The following is a 23,907-nucleotide window of genomic DNA, read 5'->3' as shown; positions in this document are numbered from 1 at the left end:
CTGTCAACGGAATGGTTATTAGGCATGATTCCACAATCGCCCATTTCCCGAGTCCTAAACCGCTTGTAACAAACACTATTCCCTCACATTCGACTTATTGTTACGCAATTTTTCCCGTCATTCGTCGCGACACTTTAGACGCTTATGCCCACTTTTAGCCAAATCGACCGTTGTTTCTCTAAGCCAGTCATCCCTGTGTTTTCAGAAGTCCCCTGTGGTAATGACGCCCTGTGCAAAGCAAGCTGTGTGATCTTGCAAGGTGCTTCGATCAGCGAGCTCCCCAAGGTACTCGAATCACTCGAGCAACCGCCGCTAGATCACTTGCGCCTGCTCGTGCACATCGACCTGATTCCTGGCCTAGAGAACAACGATGCGGGGCTCGAATACCTCGCGGGTCTTGGTAAGATAGATGGCGTCGTGACCGTGCATCAGCACCTCACCCGCGCTGCCAAGCGATTAGGAATGCTTTCTATCTTGCGCACCTTCCTCTCCGACAGTCGCGCGCTAGAGCGGGGCTTAAAAGTTGCCGGCTCGGCAAAGCCCGATGTGGTGGAGTGCTTACCCGCGGCTGCCGCGGTGAAGGTTGCCGCGGATATGAAAAAGTCGCGCATCCCACACATCGCCGGCGGTTTGTGCCGCACCGAAGCCGACGTGCAGGAAACCATCGCCAGCGGCTACCTCGCCGTGACCAGTACTAGCCCAAAGCTGTGGGAAATAAATGTGTAGAAGCGCGCAGAACTGGCGAGGCCTTGGTTGCCAGCGGTCGTAAGTGCGAGTCAGCAACTGGCGGGTGAACTACGAACTGCCATAGGAAACCGAACAAAATCCGAGCCGCCTTGATCTGCCAACAGCGCCGACCTGTGGATCCAATTTATGAGGGGCGACACCAATACTCGTCTATCTACACTCTTAGATGAAACAATTTCCATAACCTTAGTTCTATCAAACCTTAGGCTCAGTAGGGGTGGTTCAGTTGCATACCGAAAATCGCTATCGAGAACATTTTTTCTGCTTGGCTGTGGTTACACTCGCATACGTTGCAGGGATGCCTTCAGCGGGGGGCAGAACGCTGGTATTAGCCCATCGTGGCGATTCGACGAGCGCACCTGAAAACACTCTCGCTGCCATCGAATCGTCGGCCGCCAAGGCAGATCTAGCGGAGTTCGACGTGCGGGTTTCGGCCGATGGAAAGCTGGTCCTCATGCACGACAGCACGGTTGATCGTACGACCAATGGCACGGGTTTAGTTGCTGGGAAGACTCTAGCAGAACTGCAGGCATTAGATGCGGGGTCCTGGTTTTCTCCTGCGTATGCAGGAGAGCCGGTGCCAACGCTAGCGGAAGCTATTAGTGAGTCCGTCACCTCGGAAGTTGAACCCGTGGTCGAGAGGAAGGCAGGATCTGCAGTAAATTATCACAACGAGTTCGTACAAATTGGGATCGGAACTACCGAGTTTCGGGTTATTTCCTTCAGCTGGAGTTTCCTGAACGACTTAAACGCTCTAGACCCTACTTACAATCTCGGTGCGTTGGGGGCTGGCACGATCGATCAAACGGTGATCGATACCGTGAAATCCCAGGGGGCCGACTTCCTGGACTGGTCGCACAACTTGATTAGTCAGGCGACGGTGGACTTAGTCCACGCGAACGATTTAGAGCTCGTGGTCTACACCGTCGACGATGTGAGCCGCATGCGACAATTAATCGACTACGGAGTCGATGGCATTACTACCAATCGGCCTGAAATACTCTATGAGATCGTCACCTATACATCGGAATGGGCAGACTTGAATGAGGATGGCACTTTGGACGTTTCCGATTGGCTCGTTTACAATGCGGGACGAGGCGCAGATTTCACCGGGTTGAGCTATTCACAAGCACACGCTCTGGGCGACTTAGATTTCGACTTTGACAACGACTTGACGGACTTTATTCAATTCAAGTTCTTGTACGAGCAAGCAAACGGAATAGGGGCTTTTCAGTCGCTGTTAGCCATCCCGGAGCCGAGTTCCGTTTCCTTAACCTTGCTGGGACTTCTAACACTCGGGATGACGCATCGCAACTCGGCATCAATGTCTAGACTCTCACTGCGGATACCAAAGAACCGCCTCAACTGCTCTTACCGCCGCGGCTGAGTGTTCTACGGTCGCTTTGTTCATTCACGACGCTTATCAAGAGCTTGCTTTATTGCCTCCACGTTCGCCTTGGAGATCCAGTGGTGGCGAGCTGGCAGTGATAAGTTGAACCTGTCAAAAACATCTAAGACTCGTCGCAAGGGTATCATGAAAGTTCTTTACCTCGCATTGGCAGCCCTGATCGCTCTGGTCGATTCTTCAGGACAGGCTCCTGCCACAACCATTAACTTCGCGGTAAGCCCTTCGCCCGGCAGTAACTCAGACATCGGAGAGTTTTTCGGCAGCAATGTTACGGGCGATAGTCCCGGCTTCGTGACGACCGACGGCACCGGTGCGACACCCAACATCGGCTTGACATGGGCTCCCGCTGGATCAACCGGTTCAAATGTCTGGGAGTTTCACAGTTCCGGTACGTTTGGCGGCGCGGGCTTCGACGTGCCTGTTGCTCAGCTCGATGTGGATGCCAGCGCCCAGTCCAACGGTCAGCCCCCGGCTGACCCAACGATCGAATTTACGGTGGGCTCCACGGTTGCGTTGGAACTCCATTCGTTCCAGATCGGCAACGCCACCGACCAAAGCGAAGCGCCCTACGGGTGGACGATCGACTTGATTCGCCTCTCGGACATGTCGGTCGTCGAGACGAGGTCAACTGGGCTACTGAGCGCAGGCAATATGGATACGGTGAGTTTTGACTTCATCGGCACGCTGGGCGAAGACTATCGTTTGAAATTCGATGACGGCGGAGCGAATCGAGTGCGATCCGCGATCGACAACCTTAGCTTTGGCGAAACTGGGGCATCGGCTGCCAAGCTCAAGCTCGTTGTTAGCACCACGACTGGAAAAGTAACGCTCCAAAATACTTCAGGCCAGAGCTTTGCGATCGACTCCTATGAAATCACCAGTGCATCCAGCTCTCTGGACGCAGTTGCCTGGAATAGCTTGCAAGACAGCGACTACGAAGGCAACGGAGCACCCGGTAATGGCAATGGCTGGGAGGAAGCGGGCGGGGTTGGCACGCACCAGCTGATCGAGTCGTATCTCACGGCTGATAGCACGATTGCAGATGGAACCTCAATCCCACTGGGCAACGCTTTTGATTTCGATAAAGCGGGCGTTCAGGAGGATTTGAGCTTTAGCTATCACATCGCGGGCAATCCGGCGTTTCTAACTACCGGTGACGTGGAGTACATTTCTCCTATAATTGATGCTGACTTCAATAACGATGGTGAAGTCGACGGTATCGACTTGCTTGTATGGCAACGCGGTTTCAACACGCCATCAGCTACCACCGCCCAAGGAGATGCCGATGGCAACGGCGAGGTCGATGCTCAGGACCTAGCCGCCTGGCATGCAGCTTACGATGCAAGCAGCTTAGCTGCCGCCAATAGTTTCGCAGTTCCCGAACCAGCCTCTAGTAGCCTGCTGGTGCTCGCAATTACCGGACTTGCCAGTCGCCGTGTGCCGCACCGAAGCCGACGTGCAGGAAACCATCGCCAGCGGCTACCTCGCCGTGACCAGTACGAGCCCAAAGCTGTGGAAGCTTAACTAGAGCGACTACTTCGGTATCGCTGGGGCACTGGCAATCTTGCCCACCGGGCGAACGTTGGTAGGCTCTACCCCCGTGAGCGCATCGCCCATATCTTCCCTAGCTCTATCGAGCGCGGCCTGCAATCGTTCGACGATTTCAGGGTGGTTTTTGAAGACCGATTTCTGTTCGGCGGGATCACGTTGTAAATCATAAAGAGCGTGAGGAATCGGCACGTCTTTCACCTTGGCACCGCGATAGGAGTAGACATTCTCGTTGATCATCTTGTTCTTCGTTCGCAGCTTCCAGCGACCGCTGCGCACTGCGTGCAGTTCGTTACCGAAGTAGTAGTAGAAATACTCGTAGGGGGTCTTGGCACCTGGTTCGTCCATGAGCAACGGCGTAATATTGTGACCATCAATCACACGGTCGCTGGGCGGCTCTGCGCCTGCCAAATGGGCGAACGTGGGCATCACATCCAGAGCGGTAGCCAGCTCGTTGCACTCGGTTCCTTCAGGCACTGTCCCTGGCTGCCACACGACGCAGGGAACTCGCATACCACCTTCGTATGTCGTGCCTTTGCCGGCACGAAACGGGAAGGCACTTCCGCCGTGCTCTGCCTGAGACAACCACGGACCATTGTCAGAGGTGAAGATGACTAGCGTGTTCTTGTCGAGGTTCAGGTCACGCAGTGTTTGCAGTATTTCTCCCGTGCTCCAATCGACTTCAGCAACCGCATCGCCGTACAAACCACGTTCGGATTTATCGCGAAATTGTTCTGAAGCGGCCAGCGGCGTGTGGGGCATGGCGTGGGCAACGTAGAGGAAAAAGGGCCCGTCTTTGTGCTCCTTAATAAAGCTGAGTGACTCCTCCGTAAAACGCCTTACCTGCTGATCTCGCTCGAGTTCCTCGTCCAGTCGCTCTGTGCCGCGAAGATAGTAATACGGATTCATGTCGTTGCTGTAAGGTACGCCGAAGTATTCGTCGAACCCTTGATGAACGGGGTTGAATTGCTCCGCGTCGCCCAGGTGCCACTTGCCGACCATGCCCGTCTGGTAGCCCGCTTGCTTAAGCACCTCAGCCACCGTCACCTCTGCCTGCGCGAGGCCGAAGGGTGCGTTGGGATGAACCACCCGGCTCGGTGATCGCCAACCGCTTGCGGTCACGGCAACATCGTCGTCGATCCCAGATCGCACCGGGTAACAGCCCGTGAGTAACGCGGCACGCGAAGGCGTGCATGTGGGTGCGGCCACGTAGAAGTTGGTAAAGCGCCGGCCTTCTTTCGCCATGCGATCGATCGCAGGGGTCTTGATCTCGTCGGCGCCGAAGCACCCGAGGTCGTTGTAGCCCAGGTCGTCCGCGAAGATGATCACTAGGTTGGGCTTCTCTGCGGCAAAGCTAGCGGAAATGAGCAATGTCACGACCGTCAAGGCGGCTGTAATTTTGAAACCGCATTTCAACGCTAAGCGGGCGAACGGGAGTCTGGCGGCGGGGTAAAGGTGAGAAAGTGCGGACATTTGCTATCCTTCGCTTGGAAAAGTGGCGGTGAAAGAGAAGAGCGATTTAATATCACTGACAAGGTCCACTCCGGCTCGCAAAGTATCGCAAATCGATGTGTCGCGGTAGTCTGCTGGAAATTACCAAGGTGTCCCTGGACTCTGCAAGTCGTTGTGGAGTCTGCTGTTGCGCGATGTGAAGAAATCTACTTTTACAAAACAGTTGACAGGGACAACTGTAGGCTTTAGTGTGGTTGTAGTAGTAACAAAACGATTTTGCTCGTGCTGACGATTTCGGCACAAAGCATCCTGAGAGCCCAGAGATAACGAGAAGGCTCCACGGTTGATCCGTGGAGCCTTTTTTCGTGCCAAAAATGTCCGCGGAAAGCTAATCGATTACTCTTCATGAGACCTTCACCGGCCTCTCCTAACATTTGGGCGAACGCCCATCAAGATGATCTACGCTAGCACCAGAGTTTCGGCCGTTGGGAAAGGTTCCCTCCAAATGTCAAAACTCGATGGTGCCTAGCGAAATATTTTACTTCATTCTGCATCACATTAGCCCTTCAGGTGTTGAGATAACCCATGTACTCGCCTTTGAGATCGATATCGCTAGCCGTCGTTTTTGCTCTCGCTTCTATGGCGAGCGGCTTCCAAGTTGCCAAGGCAGTCGAGAATGCCAACATCCAAGTTAGCGCGAGCGGAACGGTCAGCATTCCAGCGGGCCAATCGACGAGCGGTTTCTCGGTCGTCGGCAATGGGACCACCGGTGTTGTGCCGGTCCAGATCGGGCCCTCTGCATCCGACGATGCTGCCAATGGCATTCTGCTCGGGTCGGTCGGCGAATTGGGTCGCACTGTTGGTTCCGAGACACTCTGGTCCTCGTCCTCAGTAGTGCGTGACCCGAGCGGCAGTCTCTCGCTAACGACTCGCAAAGCGGGCATCGATGCTCCTGGTACAACGCTCCCCAACAATGGTTCGCTAGATTCCAACCTTAATGCCATCTACTTCCCCTTCAGCGAGGGCTGGGTGGGCGGAAACGTTTACTCAAACGGTGGTACTGCCTTTAACGAGTTTGTGCTCAACGGGATGACCGCTGCAGACATTCAGCAAGACTCTCTCGATGGTGGCACGACGCCAGAAAGTGGCTTGTCAGTGATCACCATCCCTGGTGTCACGGACACACGGCGCCAGGGCATTTTCTTGGCAAATTCAGGCGAAGATAACAAGGTTTTTGCATCGGTGAGCCAGATGAGCGATGGTTCTGCCTTTACCTTGCAGAGCACGGTTAGCGACGAGAATAGCCAGTTCAATGCTCCGATCCGCCAAGCGGGCGATAACTCTTCTTTTGTGTTTCTCCCACTCGGAACGCCAAATATGTCACTCGCGAGAGTTCATACGGGCAACGCGAATGAACCAGCTGAGGTACTGATTTCTAGCGGCAACGCGGTCACGATGGTACGCGAAGCACAAGGGCGTTTCCGCTTGTCGATCGCAGGCCACACGCCAACGAGCGGGTCGCTACTCATCAATCAGCACGGTTCTCACGACGACCTGGGAGGAAACCCGAGCGGTGGGCCCAGCACAGACAATCTGCCAAGCTTTGCACCTCACAGCAATGGAACTGATTGGGTCGTTCTCTCCGAGGATATTAGCAACAGCGATCCCATTGATGGAAAAACGGGGGGGATCGCCGATAGCTTCCCGCAAGGGCAGGATGCCGCCCGCGGCACCTACTTCGATCTAGCGTTCGTTCCATTCACTGGCGGCCCCACCGGACCAGGTGCCATTCCCGCCCTGTCCACGCTTACCGGTTTCAGCCGCAGCAGAGTCATGGGCTGGAACACAGAGGTTACTGCTTTACCATCTGACATTGGGCTCAATGCCTCAGATGCCACGCTTGCAGTCGTCCCCCAGTCGAGCACGGGAATCAACGTGTCTGGCATCGGCTCCAATCGCGGCGACCTCAACTTCTACGTTGATGGTGCCGAACTAGCCGTGGGCGACGGGGTTATGTTGGCTACCGTCACTCAGGGAGTTCGAGACAACACGGGCTTTCTCGGCGACAAGAGCTACGGCATTGCAGACACCACCCATGATGGCGGCAACCTGTGGAGTGTTTCCACCTCGTCATTTCTCAGTGGCGAAGAACATAACATCAACGTGGCTGTTGCTTTCTTTGGTGCCGACTCGGGCTTCGAGACCGGTACCGCAGTCGATTCCAACAACACCATTGGTCGTATCGGCGTAACTATTGCTGACGTGGATTCTCAGACCGACGGTGTGCTTATGGCTACCGCGTGGGGAAATGATAATAACTTTGCTACCGTCACCTCGAAAACCGATGGCTCATGGGACATTCATGTGAAAGACTATGACAAAGATGCGGAAAGTAACCCAACCGATGCGTCGGACGGAGCCAACTACGTTTACTTGCCTTACGATGCCGAGAACTTGGTCGCCGGTCGCGTGAACGCCGACGGTACGATTGTTAATTCAACCGCCCCTGCAGGCTTCACTCTTACGAGGGACGATGAGGGCGAATACATCCTTGTGGTCGCCGGTAAGACCAATGAGCAAGGCATGCTTTTGCTCAACTCAGTTAGCGAAGGTAACGACGACGACAATATTATGTCCTATGTGAAAGACGGCGATAACTTTCGCATTCTGGGCATCGACTCCTTCGCAACGCCTTCTGTCGACGGACTGGAAGATACCGCCTTCTCGTTTGCTTTTATCGACTTCGTAGACGATTTGCAACTGGCAGGCGCGGGGCTCGATGGAGACCTGAACGCTGATCTGAAAGTAGACGGAGCAGACTTTCTCGAATTCCAAAGAGGATTTCCCGGGACTTACGACGCTTCGGTACTAGCTGACATTCAGAGCAATTACGGGACTGACAACTCTGCTGTTGCTTCAACCAGCATGGTTCCTGAGCCGTCTTCCGCGCTGCTGTGCGGGTTAGTGATGTTCATCTTTTCCGCAACTTCAACTCGCAAGACCAATCGCTCCTGATACCCAACTGCTTATCTAATCGTTTTGATACCACTGGTCATTATTTTTCACACGTCATTATTCTCGGCTTGCAAACAAGTTTCGAGGATAGCAAGGGATTCGACATGACACTCAATAGACCGAAGCAACACTTTGATCGCGCTAATCAGGGCTTCACCCTCGTGGAGTTGTTGGTGGTGATTGCCATCATCGGCGTCTTGGTGGGTCTGTTACTCCCTGCTGTTCAAGCGGCTCGCGAAGCCTCGCGGCGTGCGGCGTGTGTCAATCAGATGCGCCAGGTTGGGCTAGCGTGCCTGCTGTATGAAGAACAGAGAGGCGAATTCCCCCCTGCCTATACTGAAAAGGAGGCGATCAACGGGCGACAGATTCGCTGGGAGCACAGCCTCATGACTTTTGTGCTGCCATTTGTTGAGCAAGGCAATATGGCGGAGCGGATCTACTTGAAGCTCGACTGGGATGAAAAGGTTCAACCCAATCCGGACGGCTCGACGAACTGGGAGCATGTTCAGACACCCATGCCGGTAATGAAATGCCCTTCCGTGGGGGAGCGCCTCGTTGAGAATACGACGGACTATCTAGTCTCGGTTAACATCAATAAGAGCCCTCCCTTTGCCCATGCTCTGCTAATGGACCTAGGCGTAACCGATGATGTAGAAACAAAGTGGGCGAGCATTTTGCACCCTTACGCGCGGGGTTTCAAGCAGATTGACCGGGTTGACGATTTTGACCCTACAAAGATGCGTTATGTCACCGACGGTTTGTCCAACTCGTTCATGCTGTTCGAGGATGCGGGTCGCCCGCTAATCTACAAAAACGGAGTCGACACGGGCAATGCTCCGAACACACAGGGCATAAGCTGGGCAGACCGCAGTAATTTTATGTCGGTAGGAGGCAGTAGAGCCTGCGGTGAGACGGCACTGATGAACTGTACCAATGAGGAGGAGATTTACAGTTTCCACACTTCAGGAGCCAACTTCTGCTATGGAGATGGCTCGGTACATTTCATTCAAGAGGATCTTGACCCCGTCGTATTTGCAGCCCTGCACAGCAGAGCTGGGGAAGAAATTGTCACTGATTACCCTTAAAGATTGATTGTCGTTCGCATTCAAATAGTAGTTTACTAGCGGAATGCTTTTTGGTTTTTTTAACCTTTTGGGAGGAGTAGTTCTAATGAATGTTTTGAAGAGTTCGAGGATTCTGTTGCAAAACAAAATCCCCACAGCAACTGTCGTTGCCTTGAGTTTGATCGCCATTTTGGCAGGCGACGCCAGTGCGATTGTGATTAATTTCAATCCCGCTGTAGCGGTCGGCGACTTCGAGGAATTCGCTATCTCACCGGACGGCACGCAGATAGCATTTGTTGGCTCGTTGAATGAGGCCCCAGATGGTCCGCTTACGGTCGATGACCAGGCGTGGGTGGCACCCATTGGTGGTGGCACGGCAGTAAAGATCAATCCAGCTGGCGTCGGAGACGTTGACGGCGGCATTGCTTGGACACCAGACGGGTTGAACGTGGTCATCCGCTATGAAGAGGATATTAACGATCCCACACTGGAAAACGAGCTTTACTTAGCTCCGGCCAGTGGGTCGCAGGCTGTTACGATGCTCACTAGCGGCAGGGTCAACGCCTACGATCAGCAGGTCAGCTCTGATGGCAACTCCCTGTTCTTCTCCGATACCAAATCGTTGTTCGTAACTTCGTTCCCAGGTGTGGGACCGCAGCCTGCTACGGTGCTCAATCCTACGGTAGGTATTTTGGTTGGACCTGATCTAATCCAGCACGATATTTCAGAAATTGACACAGGTAGTTATGCCCAAGTCGGTTCTGACATCGTTTTCTCTGGTTTCAGTTCGCCAGTGCTAGGTGCAGGCAACGGCACGCCCGAGGATGCGTTCTATCGCACGGCTGCCGATGGCTCCACGGCTGCAACTCCGACACCTATTCTCATCTCCAACTTTCCCGATCCGGTTAACGATTTCGTAGGAGATATCGACTTCATGGCTGTGACCCCGGATCAGCAGACAATTATCTTCCGAGGCGATCTCACCACCGACGGAGTTGACGAGCTTTATAGCCTGCCAATTGCCGGCGGCAACGCCACTCCGCTACTTCCGTCGAACACGGATGTCGATCTCGACGCCGGCTTTTTCAAGATCAGCCCCGATGGAACTAAAATTGCCTTCGCGGGCGACTTGAACACCAACGGTGTCAATGAGCTGTACGTTATCCCGATCACAGGTGGTACTCCCTCGGTTCAAAACCACACCTTGAATCACCCGGGTTCCGATGTTGGTTCAGGAGTCGATAAAATTTCCTTCAGCTCAGATAGCAGATTTGTTTACTATCACGCTGACTCTCGAACTGATGGAACATTTGAGCTCTTTCGGGTGCAAGTGCCCGAGCCTTCGTCGGTGCTGCTGCTAATGAGCGCTGTCGGAGTCCTAGGACTACGGAGACGTTCGCTACGTAGCTAGTGTTGAAGGATGCTAAAATTTCGTCAAGATTTTCGCCCTCACCGTGGTCTACCACGGTGGGGGTTTTCTTTGTCTTGACCTATAATGTTTACCTCATGGAGACCCACTTCAGTGGGACTCCCACGTCGACACGCATCGCGAAACTTTGAAAGAAATGATGTGATTAACCGAGTGTTCATCACTGCAGTCCTCTGGTGCCTAGCGAATGGCGTTTTGCCCGAAGCTTATGGGCAGACCATTATTGCGCACCGAGGCGCGTCGTCCGACGCACCAGAAAATACGATCAGCGCGTTTCAACTAGCCTGGGAGCAAGGAGCTGACGGCATCGAGGGCGACTTCCATCTCACGGCTGATGGGCAGATTGTCTGTTTTCACGACGCTTCGACCAAACGCCTCTGTGGTGTGGACACCAAGATTGCAGAATCGACACTTGCCGAACTCCAAAAACTAGACGTCGGCCGCTGGAAGGGTCGGCGGTTTGCCGGCGAGCGAATGCCCACGCTCTCTGATGTTTTGTCTACTGTCCCCCAAGGAAAGCTTTTTTATATTGAAATCAAATGCGGACCGGAGATTGTTCCCCATCTTGTAAACGTGCTAGCCAAGAGCGATGTCAATTACCAAGACCTCAGGATTATCTCATTCAAACGCGATGTCATCAAAGCTGCGAAACAAGCCCTGCCACAGGTGCAAGCCTATTGGCTAGTTGAATTCAAGTTCGATAAGAAACTCGATCATTGGTATCCCACACACGAACGGGTTATCGCGATTGCCGTGGAGCACGACGCCGACGGGATCGACTTGAAGGCCAATAAACCGGCCTATGATGAGGCATTTATCCTACGCTGCCAACAGGCCGGCCTGAGCCTCCATGCGTGGACCGTTGATCAACCCGAGGCAGCCATTCGGCTCGCAGAAAGCGGCTATGAATCAATAACGACAAACGTGCCCAAGCTTCTGCGACACGCGACCCAGGAGCAGTTAATGCCCAGTGCGAAACAACTTGAGAGCTCACTAGAAAACGCTCCATTGAAACCAAGTCCGACACTCGAACCTGCGGCCAAGTAGCCAGACGACTTTTAGCAGCAGCCCGAGGGCGTTAGTGGGGGCAGCCTAGTGAATCAAAGTATTGCGGTGCTATAGCGCCGAAATGTGAGATGTCTTTGCTATGCGGAGTTCTTCATTGCTCCTGCAATCCACCCTATCTAATTTCAGTGCAACTCCTTCTCAACTTCCTCCTTATCAATCGGTAATTCGATGGCCCTCATCCTTGCTTTAGACCAAGGCACGACTTCCTCTCGTGCAATCCTGTTTTCTGATGACGGAAAGATTGTTGGCGTCGAGCAGAAAGAATTTAAACAGCACTACCCGCAACCAGGTTGGGTAGAGCACGACCCAGAGGAAATTTGGGCTTCGCAGTTGGAAGTCACAGAAGCGGTGCTCGCGTCCAATGGGGTGCAAGCTGCTGACATCGCGGCCCTGGGAATTACCAATCAACGAGAGACCATCGTCGTCTGGGATCGCAAGACAGGAGCGCCGATCCACCCAGCAATTGTGTGGCAGGACCGACGGACTGCGAAGGTCTGTCAGGAACTCAAAGACGCAGGGCGTGAGGCGCTTGTCAAGAAGAAGACAGGGCTCGTGCTCGATCCTTATTTTAGTGGCACCAAAATCGCGTGGATCTTGGACAAGGTGCCGGGAGCACGCGAGCGAGCTGTGCAGGGCGAGCTCGCTTGCGGCACGATCGACGCTTGGCTGATCTGGAATCTGACTGGTGGCAAGCTGCATATCACCGACGTGTCGAACGCCTCGCGCACCTTGTTGATGAACATTCATACCGGCAAGTGGGACGATGAATTGCTCGAATGCTTCCGAGTACCGAGTGCGTTGCTGCCCGAGATACGTCCTTCGAGTGAAGTCTACGGCGAAGTCAGCTCTTCGGATAAGCTCAAGGGAATCAAGATCGGCGGAATCGCCGGCGATCAACAGTCTGCGTTGTTCGGGCAAGCGTGCTATGTGCCAGGATCCGTGAAGAACACGTACGGCACCGGTTGTTTCATGCTCATGAACACCGGCCCGGAAGCGGTGACTTCTGAGCACAATCTGCTCACCACAGTTGCCTGGCAAGTGGGCGACCAGTTGGAGTACGCCCTTGAAGGGAGCGTATTCACCGGCGGTGCAGTCGTGAGTTGGCTTCGCGATGGCTTGGGCATCATCAAGAGCTCTTCGGAAGTGGAAGCGCTCGCTAATTCTGTTAAGGATAATGGCGGCGTCTTTGTCGTGCCTGCTTTTGCTGGTCTCGGCGCTCCGCACTGGGACCCCTACGCACGCGGAACGATCGTCGGTATCACCGGCGGCACCACTGCAGCACACATCGCGCGGGCCGCGGTCGAATCGATTGCTTTTCAAGTGGCCGACCTCGTCGGTGCCATGCAAAGCGACTCGGGTGTCGAACTGGGGGAATTGCGTGTCGACGGGGGGGCGAGCGTCAATGCGCACCTCTTACAGTTCCAAGCCGACCTGTTGCAGATCTCCGTCGTACGGCCCGTCGTTACGGAGTCTACCGCGCTGGGGGCCGCCTATCTGGCTGGTCTTGCCGCAGGGGTTTGGAAAGACTGCGAAACAATCGCCAACCAATGGGCCGTTGATGTTCGTTTCGAGCCGCAAATCTCAGCCGAGCAGTCTTCGGCACTGCGATCCCGCTGGAAGCAAGCGGTAGATCGCTCGATGAACTGGGAAAGCTAACTTCCGTAGACTTGTTCGCTGTGAGGTACGTGCTCATCAACTGTCGGTGTTCTCAGGCTATCGACGCTGGCATGAATTGCCGCCAAATGGCAGTATAATTGGAACGGAATGAGTCCTCGAAACGCTTCAGGCATATCTGCGATGCATCAGGCGACTTATTGTTCTTCTACGGGAACGAGCCGATCCTCTGCCTACCCAAACACTCGCTCCAACAACTCGCCCGACAGCCAAGTCACCTCGCGTTGATGCTCATCATCGGACCTTGCTTGAAATGCTTCGCTGTCCGCACTAACAGGAGACACTGGGATTGAGTAATCCGACGTAAATACCACATCGAGTGCCGCCCCATCCGGCGTCGATTCATCCTCGGTAATAGGATCGACTTCAAGGGAAGTCTGTCCTATCCACTCCATAGCCATCGCGACAGCAGTAAGGTCATCACTCAACAACACTTGAGAGTTCCTGTCATTCCCGCGCAGGTGGGATCCCAGTTCCACGTCCAGGTCATTTTCTGTGTCCCCATCGGCTTTCAGGGCATTCGGCAGTTGAATACCGCAGCCACGCTGCCAAGCCAGGAAGTCACCCCCGACGACATCGCTATCGAAGTTGGCAGAGGCACCAATCGGCTCGCTACTTTCGAAGGAACCGATGTCGATGCGACCATTTTCTACCCGAGCGTAGCCGACGCCGCGTTGATCGAATTCGCTCACGTTAAACACAATACTAGGATCACCTGCGTCGATCGCCGGGCTACTGGCGAGCAACGCATGCGTCTGGGTTGGCCCGCCGTTGTCTGCAAGCGGCCCCAAGTCGGCCGATTGCCCGATGATGTTATCGGTGCCTGTGAACGTCAGCCCCGTTTGCTGGATCAGGCTGAAGTCGATATCGAGCGCGCCTGTACCTGGGCGGATGTCATCCATCCCGTCGCCGGCCGTGTTGCCCGTTACGATCGAATTGGTGATGGTGATCGGGTTGTTGAAGCTCCAGATGCCCCCACCGGTCGAGATAGCATGATAGGTGTGATTGGCGGTAATGGTACTATGGATCATCGCAATAGCGCCATAAGTTAATATCCCGCCGCCATTGGCATTCTGGCCGGCGGTGTTGTTTCCGCTGACCGTGCTGTTGGTGAGAGTCACCTCAGCACCACTGGTAGAGATCCCGCCGCCTCTGCCACGGTAACCGGATGTGCTGTTTCCGCTGACCGTGCTGTTGGTCAGATTCAACGCGCCGACACTCTTATGAATCCCGCCGCCAGAGGCATAGTCTCCGGTCGTGCTGTTTCCGCTGACCGTGCTGTTGGTGAGCGTCACCGTGCCGAAGTGCGAAGAGATGCCGCCGCCATGGGCGCCGTCGCCGGCGGTACTGTTTCCGCTGACCGTGCTGTTAGTGAGCGTCACATCGGCAAAATACGTATGAATCCCGCCGCCTTTCGAGTTGAGGCCCGTCGTGCTATTTCCACTGATGGTGCTCTGGTCAATGGTGAGATGGCCTCTCGATACTCGAATGGCGCCGCCGCCGGACGAGGCAGATCCCCCGGATATGTTACTGTCGCCCGTCGTCAGGCCGCCGGTGAGGGTGAGCCCGGCGAGTAGAAAATCCCCAGCGAAGACATTGACACCAGTGAAGGCGGTGATATGGAAGATGCGCGACTGCTGCTGGGCGTCGATCGTGAGCAGTTCCTGCCCAGGGCCATCGATGGTAACCGCTTCGGTAATCTCGATTTCACCGAGTGTCAGCAAGATCGTTTGCGGAGTGGCGAACACCCCTGGGTCGAACGTAATTGTGTGGTCTCCCACGTTGCTGTTGGCGAGTTCGACCGCCTCGCGTAAGCTCAGATCGCCGGCGCTGTAGTCGCCATCGTTCTCGTCCATGAACGTGTCGACCACTATGTGAGTTCCGGGCAGGTTCTGACGTTCGTAGGCGCCCATGTCCTGACCCGTGCCTACCGCCGGATCGTCAAACACGCGGAAAAACGGCGCGCCACGTTGATCGAACTCATTGGCGTCGAACAAAAGGTTGGGGTCGCCCGCGTCGATCGCCGGGCTATCGGCGAGCAGGGCATGCGTCAGGGTTGGTCCGCCATTGTCGGCGAGTGGCGCCAGGCTTGCCGATTGCCCGATGATGTTATTGGTGCCGGTGATCGTCAGGCCGGTCTGTTCAATCAAGCTGAAGTTGACATTGAGCGTGCCCGTGCCTGGGTGGATGTCATCCATGCCGCCGCCAGCCGTGTTGCCAGCTACGATCGAACCATCGATGATGATCGTACCGTTGAAGTTCCGAATGCCACCGCCGGTTGCGGTTGTGCCGATCGCCTCGTTGTCCGTGACGGTACTTTGAGAGAGCGTGATATTGCCACGGGCGAACACCCCTCCGCCATAGGCATAAAATCCGGAAATACTGTTCCCGCTGACCGTGGAGTTGGTGAGCGAGACATTGCCAAAAAAGGAAGACACCCCTCCGCCATCGCCAAAACTGCTGTTCCCGCTGACCGTGGAGCCTGTGAGCGTGACATTGCCAAAGGCGAACACCCCACCGCCATCGTCAACACCGCTGTTCCCGCTGACCGTGGAGCCCGTGAGGGTGACATCGCCAGCAGCAAACACCCCGCCGCCATAGGAATAACTTCCTGTAACACTGTTTCCGCTGACGGTGGAGCCCGTGAGTGTGACATTGCCATCGGCAGACACCCCTCCGCCACTGCTATAACTACTGTTCCCGCTGACGGTGGAGTTGGTGAGCGTGACATTGCCATCGGCAGACACCCCTCCGCCATAGCCATAACTATTGTTCCCGCTGATGGTGGAGCTCGTGAGCGTGACATCGCCAGCAGCGAACACCCCTCCTCCTGAAACATAATATCCCGCAGTGCTGTTCCCGGAAATCGTGCTGCTATCCAACGTAAGATTCCCGGTAGTGAGCGATCGGATGGCTCCGCCACTGTAGGTATTGTCTGAGGAGTTGGCATGAAAGCCGGTAGTTTGGCCGCCCTTGAGCGTGAGGCCGTTGAACTGAAAATCGCCGGTGGTGGTGGTGATGTTGAAAATACGCGATAGCAAGTTGGCATCGATCGTCACGTTATTCGCCAGTGCCGTCGCATCGATGGTGACCGCTTCGCTAATTGCGATTTCACCCGTGTTCAGCGAAATTGTTTGCGGTGTGGCGAATATGCCGACATCGAACGTGATCGTATCGGCACCGGGTCGGAGATTAGCTGTTTGAATTGCTCGGCGCAAGGAACCGCCGCCCGAGTCGTTGATGTTGGTGACTACGATCGGCGGTTCAGTTTCGCTAATCGTAAAGGTTGTGGTTGACGGATTGCCCAGCGAGGCGCCCCCTGTGGGGTTGCTCAGCGTGATATTAAAATACTCGTCGCTCTCGGCCGACTCGTCGTGGATAATCTCGACGCTGATGAACTGGCTCGTTTGGCCGTCAGCAAAAGATAATGTCCCGCTGGCGTCAACGTAATCTTCAGTGGACAAGGCCGTGCCGTCTTCCAATTCATAGTCAACTGTGATGGCGCCTTGGGTCCCGCCGATTCGTTCCACGATCACGTTGAACACGCCAGCGGTTTCAGTGACAGTATAGCTGGGTTGCAGAAACTGAAGTTGCCCGGGGTCATCGATATCGCTACCGAAGTTCCTTTGCCACCTCAGAAAGTCGGCACCATCGATAAGGCTATTGCCGTTGCCATCCGCGTATGCGAACGGAGAAATTGCGGCCTGTCCGTAGGTGTCCTGCCACTCGGTCAGGTCCCCTGCATCGACGGTGCCGCTAAGGTTGTAGTCGCCGGGTAGCGCGTGCCAGTCGACCAGGCTCTGCCACAATTCGAAGGTCAATTCGTTATCTGAGCTAGTTGTTGATGCCCCGTCGGCGAAGTCTTTCGATTCGACAAAATAATACTGCAAATTCGACCAATCCTCATGACCCGTGAGTCCAAACCTCCAATCCGGGGTAAGGGTAACATGCACCGTCTCATTGAATAGGCCATCTTTGTCCCAATCGACAGGCCCGCCTTCTTTCACATATCGGCTGGTGCTCTGAATTCTCACAGTGTTTCCTGGGTCGCCTCCAATCCCCTCGGATTCGATGAGATTAAGCTGATCGAGATCAGGAAAGACCTGGCGTGAGTAGTCTAGGACCCAACTATCGAAGTAGGCATGCTCGTTGGCATTAGTAGGGCGGCCAGTTGTCGGAAGTTTTTGGCCGGGCGTCTGCCAAATATAGTTCATCACACTGTGGTAGTTGGGCTTATATCTGATAGCATCATCGCCCCCATGGCCGAGACCCAAAGTATGCCCCAGTTCGTGCATGAAGGTGCCGGCTTGTTGCTGGTGTGTACCGCCGGGCATGCCACCAGGTACGCCTGGAGTTGTGCTCCATAAACCCAGCGAGACAAAAAAGTCGTTGCTTGACGGCTCCGACGAACCACCACTGCTATCACCAGAATGCGTGTCTGCAAAGATCGACCAGCGGTGGGTCAGTCCTTTTGCCGCTAGGATGTTCGCCGCATTGGCATCGTCTCGTTCTGCCTCGGTGCCGAACTGGGCCAACTTTACAACGCTAGCTTCCATCCATTTATTAGGAAATGCAGAAAGCGAAACGTCCGTCTCGTCGAGCGCTGCGTGCAGAAAGATTCCATTCTCACCGTCCGGATTCTGCACCAGGGTGTTTGGAGCCGAAGCGAACGCTGCGACGACATCTGTGAGGGCACCGGGGTCGGGCGCGCGACCAACCATCGCGTCGACCTCAACGAAAATATCTTTATGATTCGGATTGGAATTGAGCGGCAGATCGATCGTACCATTCTCGTCGAAGTCAATTCCTGTCAGCTCCCAAGCGTCGGCCAAGGCGTCGCCATCGGTGTCGACCATCGAGAATTCGGAAGTGTTGCCTAACACGTCGGTGGCAGTTGCCGAAATATACTGGTCGCTCGAATCGAACACTGTCGTATGGCTGACCAAGCCATTGTCATCGGCTATCGCGGTTTGGGTATTTAGATAGGTTTTCCCCTCGCCAAATCCGGAAGGGTCTAGGGAATCGCTGGCGAAAAAGTCGAATGTAAATGTCGCCAGCGCAGGCCCCGTCAATGACCAAGTGATCGTTTTGACAGGCCCAGCAAATCCAACCTTCGAGACGACAGGGAAATTCTGAGATGCATTTGCACCTCCATCAACATCGAGATGGTCGTTCACCGTAAACGAATCGTTGTTAAGATCGATACCTCGGCCACTGTTGCTGTGGATACTATTCTTTCGAATTTGGTTAAAAAGACCTGACTCTATCACGACGCCATGTCCTTGTAATCCCAGCACGACGCCGTTGAATGCAATAACGTTGCCCGCATCGCCGACCGGATCTCCAATGATGTTGGAGCTTGCATTCTGAGTGACAAAAATACCGTGCAATAAGTTGCCGAGAGGATCATTGCCATTAGAGGCAACGCCGATCAGATTGCCCGTTAGCGCGTTCCCGATTGCCAGCGCGCCAGAAATGACAACTCCGGCACTAAGATTGCCCGAGATGACGTTGCCCTCTTCGACAAAGTTATCGGGAGCACCAATAATAGCGACTCCCCGCCCAAGGTTTCCGGCAGCAACTGTTCCGGCAAGATTAACTCCGATGTGATTGGCAGCGATACGATTGCCTGAAGCCAAAATACCCTCGATACGGATGCCATTTGCGACATTCTTTGAGATGACATTCATTCCTTTGAGGGAAATGAAATCGGTATTGCCAACCCGATTGTCAGGCGCGTTGTCAATGAACACTCCGTCACCATCGTTGCCCGCCGGTTCACCCGAAGAATTTACGCCAATAAGATTCCCCAGGACAATGTTTTCCTTCGCCGTAACACCCTGAATGATGACACCATGACTGTCGTTTCCTGAGATCACGTTTCCTGGATTGGTGCCAGGAGTTCCAGTGAAAGCGCCGATGAAATTCCCAAAGGCTCCTTCGATGACGACACCACCGAACTCGTTGCCCCGTTTGTCGCCCTGCTCGTCTAGCCCGATAACATTGCCGTAGATGCCATTGGCGGTGGAAGTTGAGCCCGAGATGCGAATGCCTTCTTTATTGCCACTGATCAGATTGCCCGCACCGGGCTCGACGCCGCCAATGGTGTTGTTCGACGCGGTATCGATATGTACTCCTGAGAGCCCGTTGCCGAAGGTACTACTCGCACCTAGGCCGTTGATATCCGTCCCAATATAATTACCGCGGACTACGTTCCCCGATGAAGCAGCGCCAGCGATACTAATACCCGACTCGATACTGCCTGCAATATAGTTGCGTGCCAAGATCATGTCATCGAGCACGCCATCATCGTCATCGTCGCCCCCAATGAAGTTGTCAAAAGAATCATAGAGATCGATGCCATGGGAGAAAGAAGCATCCTGACTCATCCCATTCGCTCGCACCCCTAAGCCATCACTTGTTAAGCCGATTCGGTTTCCTTGAATGACATTCTCGTGGACGCGAAGCAGCTCGATCCCGCTCCGCCCGTTCCCGGATATCACGTTCCCCGCCCCAGGCGTAAAGCCGCCGATGGCCGTTTTTGAAGCCCCCGTCTCAGGAAGTCCTTCTTCATGGGTGATTACGACTCCCGCTCTTGTGTTGCCCCTGGAGAGCATCCCGGTGCTATCTAAGCCAATAGTATTTCCTTGGATCACACTTTCGGTTGAGTCAGTTCCAAAAACGACAATTCCATTGGCCTTATTGCCTGAGATGACATTCCCTTCGCCAGGATTATCACCACCAACTATAGTGTTTGGCGATCGAAAGATCGCGATGCCATCGCCTTCGTTGCCTCGAACTATTCCGTCTCCTGCGTCGAGCCCGATATAATTTCCCTTGATCTTGGTACCCGAGCTGCTGACTATCGTTATTCCATTGAGAGCGTTGCCGGAAATGACGTTCCTTTCTACTTCAAGGACTCCGCCAATCTCATTGTCATTTGACTCAAAGATAATGATCCCATTCCCTTCATTCTCGAGTATCGTCTGCCCCGTGGAATTCATTCCCACATAGTTGCCGGTCACTTGGTTGCCACCACCGAATTCAAGAACGATTCCATGAGACGAAAATCGGTTGATAACCATGCCTCGGATTTCGGAACCTCCCGAGTCGATCCTTAACCCGGCACCGGAAACTTGCGATGCGCCATCCAGCTCGATCAGGGGCACCCCGGTGAAACCTGGTTGCGTATTGCCAAGAATCGCCACGGGGTCGGTGATGGTCGGTAACGGGCTCAGAGGCTGAATCGATTGCGTGCCCGATCCAATGCTAAAGTGGATCTCGTCGATTCCTCCGACATTGGCAGTTGTGTTAGCATCGCTCATCGCTTCGCGAAGTGAACCGGCACCACTGTCGTTGGTGTTGGTTACCATGAAGGTTGCTAATAGGTGGCGAGCTTCAAGCGGCTCGAACCCTAGACGTCGATCGTGGCGAGGGAGATTATTGAAGCGGAAGTTGCGATGGCTGTTAAGCCACTCAAAGAGTCGCATGCGAGACATGAAATGGTCTTTCAATGTAGGTCGAATCGACTTCGCAGCAATTTCCTGCTGCTGAGATCTCCGTCGGAGTCTGGACTTACCTTACGGATCTCCTTCATCAACGCAGGCAAAAAGGCGCTGGCGTTTTCTCCCACCTAGCACGACTATTACGTCACCTGAGGTGGAAGAAAACACGAGCGCCTTCTGGCAGATCAAACAAGATAAGAGTATTGACGAGCGGCCAGCCGACTTCCTTAAGCGAAATCAGTTCTCCATATAAGGGTTACCGTTTGGGAGACCCAATACATTTCGGGTCAACTTCATCAATTGTCGCACACATGTAGGCAAGACACAAACAGCAGGCGGATTTCCCCAAACTCCGGGTTTTTAGAGCCACAAAGTGACAGTGCGTGAACAGGTGTTGCATCGGCAAAGTTGCTGACCAATGGCAACATAGTCAATTGCCGCGAGAGCAGAATTTGCTGGAAGATTATCTGGTTTCAGGTAAACTATTTCCAGCGTTTCCTGCCCCAGCTATTTTCTGTGCTAGGTCGCTCGCTAGCGGCGCTGCCGAGAGTATTAAGCCTGCCCCTACCATCCAGATTTCTCTTACCCCGACTGTCAGGTCCATGCCCCAAATCATGATGAGAGCTCTCTATCTCCCTGGAAACTGCACCCCCACAAAGGTAGCGTTGCATTCGCCGCAGCTTCTCGGTGTTTTCTTGCTTTGGGCTTTCGTGCTGGGGACTATCGGCTCTGCCGAAAATTTCGCGGCTGATCAGCAACCGAACATCGTTTTCATCTTCTCCGACGATCACGCTTTGCAATCAATTGGCGCGTACGGATCGAAGATCAACGAGACCCCGAACATCGATCGGCTTGCTCAAGAAGGTGCTGTGTTTCTTAACTCCTTTTGCGCCAACTCCATTTGCGGTCCCTCGCGAGCTTGCATCTTGACGGGCAAGCATAGCCACAAGAACGGGTTCTTACGCAACGGGAATCGTTTTGATGGGAATCAGACGACATTCCCTAAACTGATTCAACAAGCCGGTTATCAAGCTGCCTTGATCGGCAAATGGCATTTGTCGTCCGATCCGACCGGTTTCGATCATTGGGAAGTGCTGCCTGGACAAGGTTCGTACTACAACCCCGACTTTATTCAGATGGATGGTAGTCGACACCGGCGGATGGGTTACTGCACCGATATTATTACCGACCTTTCATTAGACTGGCTCCAAGATCGCGATACTGAGAAACCGTTCCTGTTGATGTGCCAGCACAAGGCCCCTCATCGCAATTGGGCGCCACCGCAGCGTCACTTTGACTTATATAAAGAGTCGGATATTCCTGAACCTCCGACACTTCACGACAACTACTCTAATCGTTCGGAGTTGCTCAAGCAAAACGAGATGTCGATCCGCGATCACATGATGTGGAGACATGACATGAAACTGCATGGGAAAATTGAGTTCCCAAAGCATTTTAAGACGGAAGGGCGCAATGGGGAGTATGCCCGCATGACGGAGGAGCAAAAGCAAGCATGGGATGCACAGTATGAGCCAGAAAACCAAGACTTCCTAGCAAAGATGCGCGCCGGCAGTCTGTCCGATACGCAGATCCTCAGTTGGAAGTACCAAAGATATATCAAAGACTATTTGCGCTGCATCGCCGCTGTGGACGACGGGGTAGGGCGGCTATTGGCCTACCTCGACGAGACGGGATTGGCAGAGAATACGATTGTGATCTACTCCTCAGACCAGGGCTTCTACTTGGGCGACCATGGTTGGTACGATAAACGCTGGATGTTCGAAGAGTCGATGAAAATGCCGTTCCTTATCCGTTGGCCTGGTAAGATTACTGAGGGGTCGCGCACTCCAACTTTAATTCAAAACATCGACTACGCTCCTACCTTTCTGGAGCTAGCCGGGGCGCCCGTTCCGCCAGAGATTCAAGGGCGGAGCCTCGTGCCCGTGCTCCGGGGAAACTGCGAAGCCCCTTCAGACTGGCGCGACGCGGTCTACTATGCTTACTACGAAAACGATGCTGTGCACAACGTACCCAAGCACGACGGTGTTCGCTCGGAGCGTTACAAGCTGATGTACTTCCCACGAACGAGGGAGTGGAACCTGTTCGACCTGGAGGTCGATCCACAAGAACTGACCAGCTTCCACGACGATCCAGAATATGCAGAGGTGTTACGTGGCATGAAGCAGCTCTACCGAAACCAGCGATCGTTCTACGAAGTAAATTCGGCAGTCATTCCCGAGACGCGCGGCGACGATAAGAATTGGAAGCAACGTGAAGACCTGCTTAAGAGTCGTGTAAAGAAGGGTAGTGATCCGGTTCGACTGGCATTTATTGGAGACTCCATTACCCATAGCTGGGAAAATGGGGGTAAGAGTATTTGGGAAGAAACATTTGCGCCTCGCAATGCGGTGAACCTAGGTATCAGCGGCGACCGCACTGAGCACATCATTTGGCGATTGCAACATGGTGGAGGTTTTTCGGAGATCAAGCCCGAAGTCGCTGTTCTGATGATCGGAACGAACAACACGGGGCACATGATGCAGGACCCGGCGGAAGTAGCAGCGGGCATCGAGCGAATCTTGGAGATTATCGCCGACCAATCGCCCGAAACCAAGGTCGTGCTGCACGGCATCTTCCCGCGTGGGCGGACCGAGTTAGACGAACAGCGCCTGAACAATCAGGCAATCAACCAACGCATTCGCCGCTTTGCCGATGGTAAGCAAGTTCATTGGTTGGATATCGGCAAGGTTTTCCTGGAACCCGATAACAGTCTCAGCGCAGAGATCATGCCCGATGCACTCCACCTCAGCAAACAAGGCTACCAGCGCTGGGCCGAAGCGCTCGAGCCGAAGCTTCAGGAACTGGGACTATAGATGCTGGGTCTGTAGTTGCTAGAGCGATACGAAGTTGACTAAGCCGTTGCGCGCCTTGAGGATGCGCAGTCTGGCAGAGATTGGCAGGTTGCTCGCATCTGCGCCCGCGCTGACCGTAGGTCAT

Annotated in this window: 11 protein-coding genes; 9 read left to right on the top strand and 2 right to left on the bottom strand. The window is 54.2% G+C overall.

Annotation, left to right across the window (positions count from 1 at the left end):
- Positions 1-144: 144 nt before the first annotated feature.
- The 3 genes from HG15A2_RS19805 to HG15A2_RS19795 all read left to right on the top strand — a co-directional run bounded on the left by HG15A2_RS19805 (position 145) and on the right by HG15A2_RS19795 (position 3,679).
- Positions 145-726: a glycerol-3-phosphate responsive antiterminator gene (locus tag HG15A2_RS19805; protein WP_145062579.1), complete on the top strand. Its 582-nt coding sequence runs from the start codon at positions 145-147 to the stop codon at positions 724-726.
- Between the two features lie 292 nt (positions 727-1,018).
- The gene (locus HG15A2_RS19800; protein WP_145062577.1) at positions 1,019-2,134 is read left to right on the top strand and encodes a glycerophosphodiester phosphodiesterase; all 1,116 of its coding nucleotides are present in this window, start codon (positions 1,019-1,021) and stop codon (positions 2,132-2,134) included.
- A gap of 147 nt (positions 2,135-2,281) precedes the next feature.
- The gene (locus tag HG15A2_RS19795; RefSeq protein WP_145062575.1) at positions 2,282-3,679 is read left to right on the top strand and encodes a dockerin type I domain-containing protein; all 1,398 of its coding nucleotides are present in this window, start codon (positions 2,282-2,284) and stop codon (positions 3,677-3,679) included.
- A 9-nt stretch (positions 3,680-3,688) separates the two neighbouring features.
- On the opposite strand, the gene HG15A2_RS19790 is transcribed toward HG15A2_RS19795, so the two are convergent.
- Positions 3,689-5,176 carry a sulfatase family protein gene (locus tag HG15A2_RS19790; protein WP_145062573.1) on the bottom strand — a complete coding sequence of 496 codons (1,488 nt, stop codon included), beginning with the start codon at positions 5,174-5,176 and terminating at the stop codon, positions 3,689-3,691.
- Between the two features lie 564 nt (positions 5,177-5,740).
- Between HG15A2_RS19790 and HG15A2_RS19785 the strand changes: the two genes are divergently transcribed.
- The 5 genes from HG15A2_RS19785 to glpK all read left to right on the top strand — a co-directional run bounded on the left by HG15A2_RS19785 (position 5,741) and on the right by glpK (position 13,387).
- Complete coding sequence (locus tag HG15A2_RS19785) at positions 5,741-8,170, top strand: hypothetical protein (RefSeq protein ID WP_145062571.1); 2,430 nt, start codon at positions 5,741-5,743, stop codon at positions 8,168-8,170.
- Between the two features lie 104 nt (positions 8,171-8,274).
- Entirely contained in the window at positions 8,275-9,255 is a 981-nt protein-coding gene (locus HG15A2_RS19780; protein ID WP_145062569.1) for a DUF1559 family PulG-like putative transporter, read from the top strand.
- Between the two features lie 85 nt (positions 9,256-9,340).
- The gene (locus HG15A2_RS19775) at positions 9,341-10,645 is read left to right on the top strand and encodes a PEP-CTERM sorting domain-containing protein (RefSeq protein ID WP_218932117.1); all 1,305 of its coding nucleotides are present in this window, start codon (positions 9,341-9,343) and stop codon (positions 10,643-10,645) included.
- A 159-nt stretch (positions 10,646-10,804) separates the two neighbouring features.
- Positions 10,805-11,710, top strand: a complete 906-nt coding sequence (locus HG15A2_RS19770) for a glycerophosphodiester phosphodiesterase (protein WP_218932116.1) — start codon at positions 10,805-10,807, stop codon at positions 11,708-11,710.
- Positions 11,711-11,899: 189 nt separating this feature from the next.
- Complete coding sequence (gene glpK / locus HG15A2_RS19765; protein ID WP_145062563.1) at positions 11,900-13,387, top strand: glycerol kinase GlpK; 1,488 nt, start codon at positions 11,900-11,902, stop codon at positions 13,385-13,387.
- A 191-nt stretch (positions 13,388-13,578) separates the two neighbouring features.
- Here the strand turns inward: glpK and HG15A2_RS19760 are convergent, their stop codons facing one another.
- Positions 13,579-20,904, bottom strand: coding sequence for a choice-of-anchor Q domain-containing protein (locus HG15A2_RS19760; RefSeq protein WP_145062561.1), 7,326 nt, complete (start codon positions 20,902-20,904; stop codon positions 13,579-13,581).
- A gap of 620 nt (positions 20,905-21,524) precedes the next feature.
- Between HG15A2_RS19760 and HG15A2_RS19755 the strand changes: the two genes are divergently transcribed.
- Positions 21,525-23,783, top strand: a complete 2,259-nt coding sequence (locus HG15A2_RS19755) for a sulfatase/phosphatase domain-containing protein (protein WP_246117798.1) — start codon at positions 21,525-21,527, stop codon at positions 23,781-23,783.
- Positions 23,784-23,907 lie beyond the last annotated feature (124 nt).

Source organism: Adhaeretor mobilis, from assembly GCF_007741515.1.
Lineage (GTDB): Bacteria > Planctomycetota > Planctomycetia > Pirellulales > Lacipirellulaceae > Adhaeretor > Adhaeretor mobilis.
This window is presented reverse-complemented; position numbering and strand designations above follow the sequence as displayed.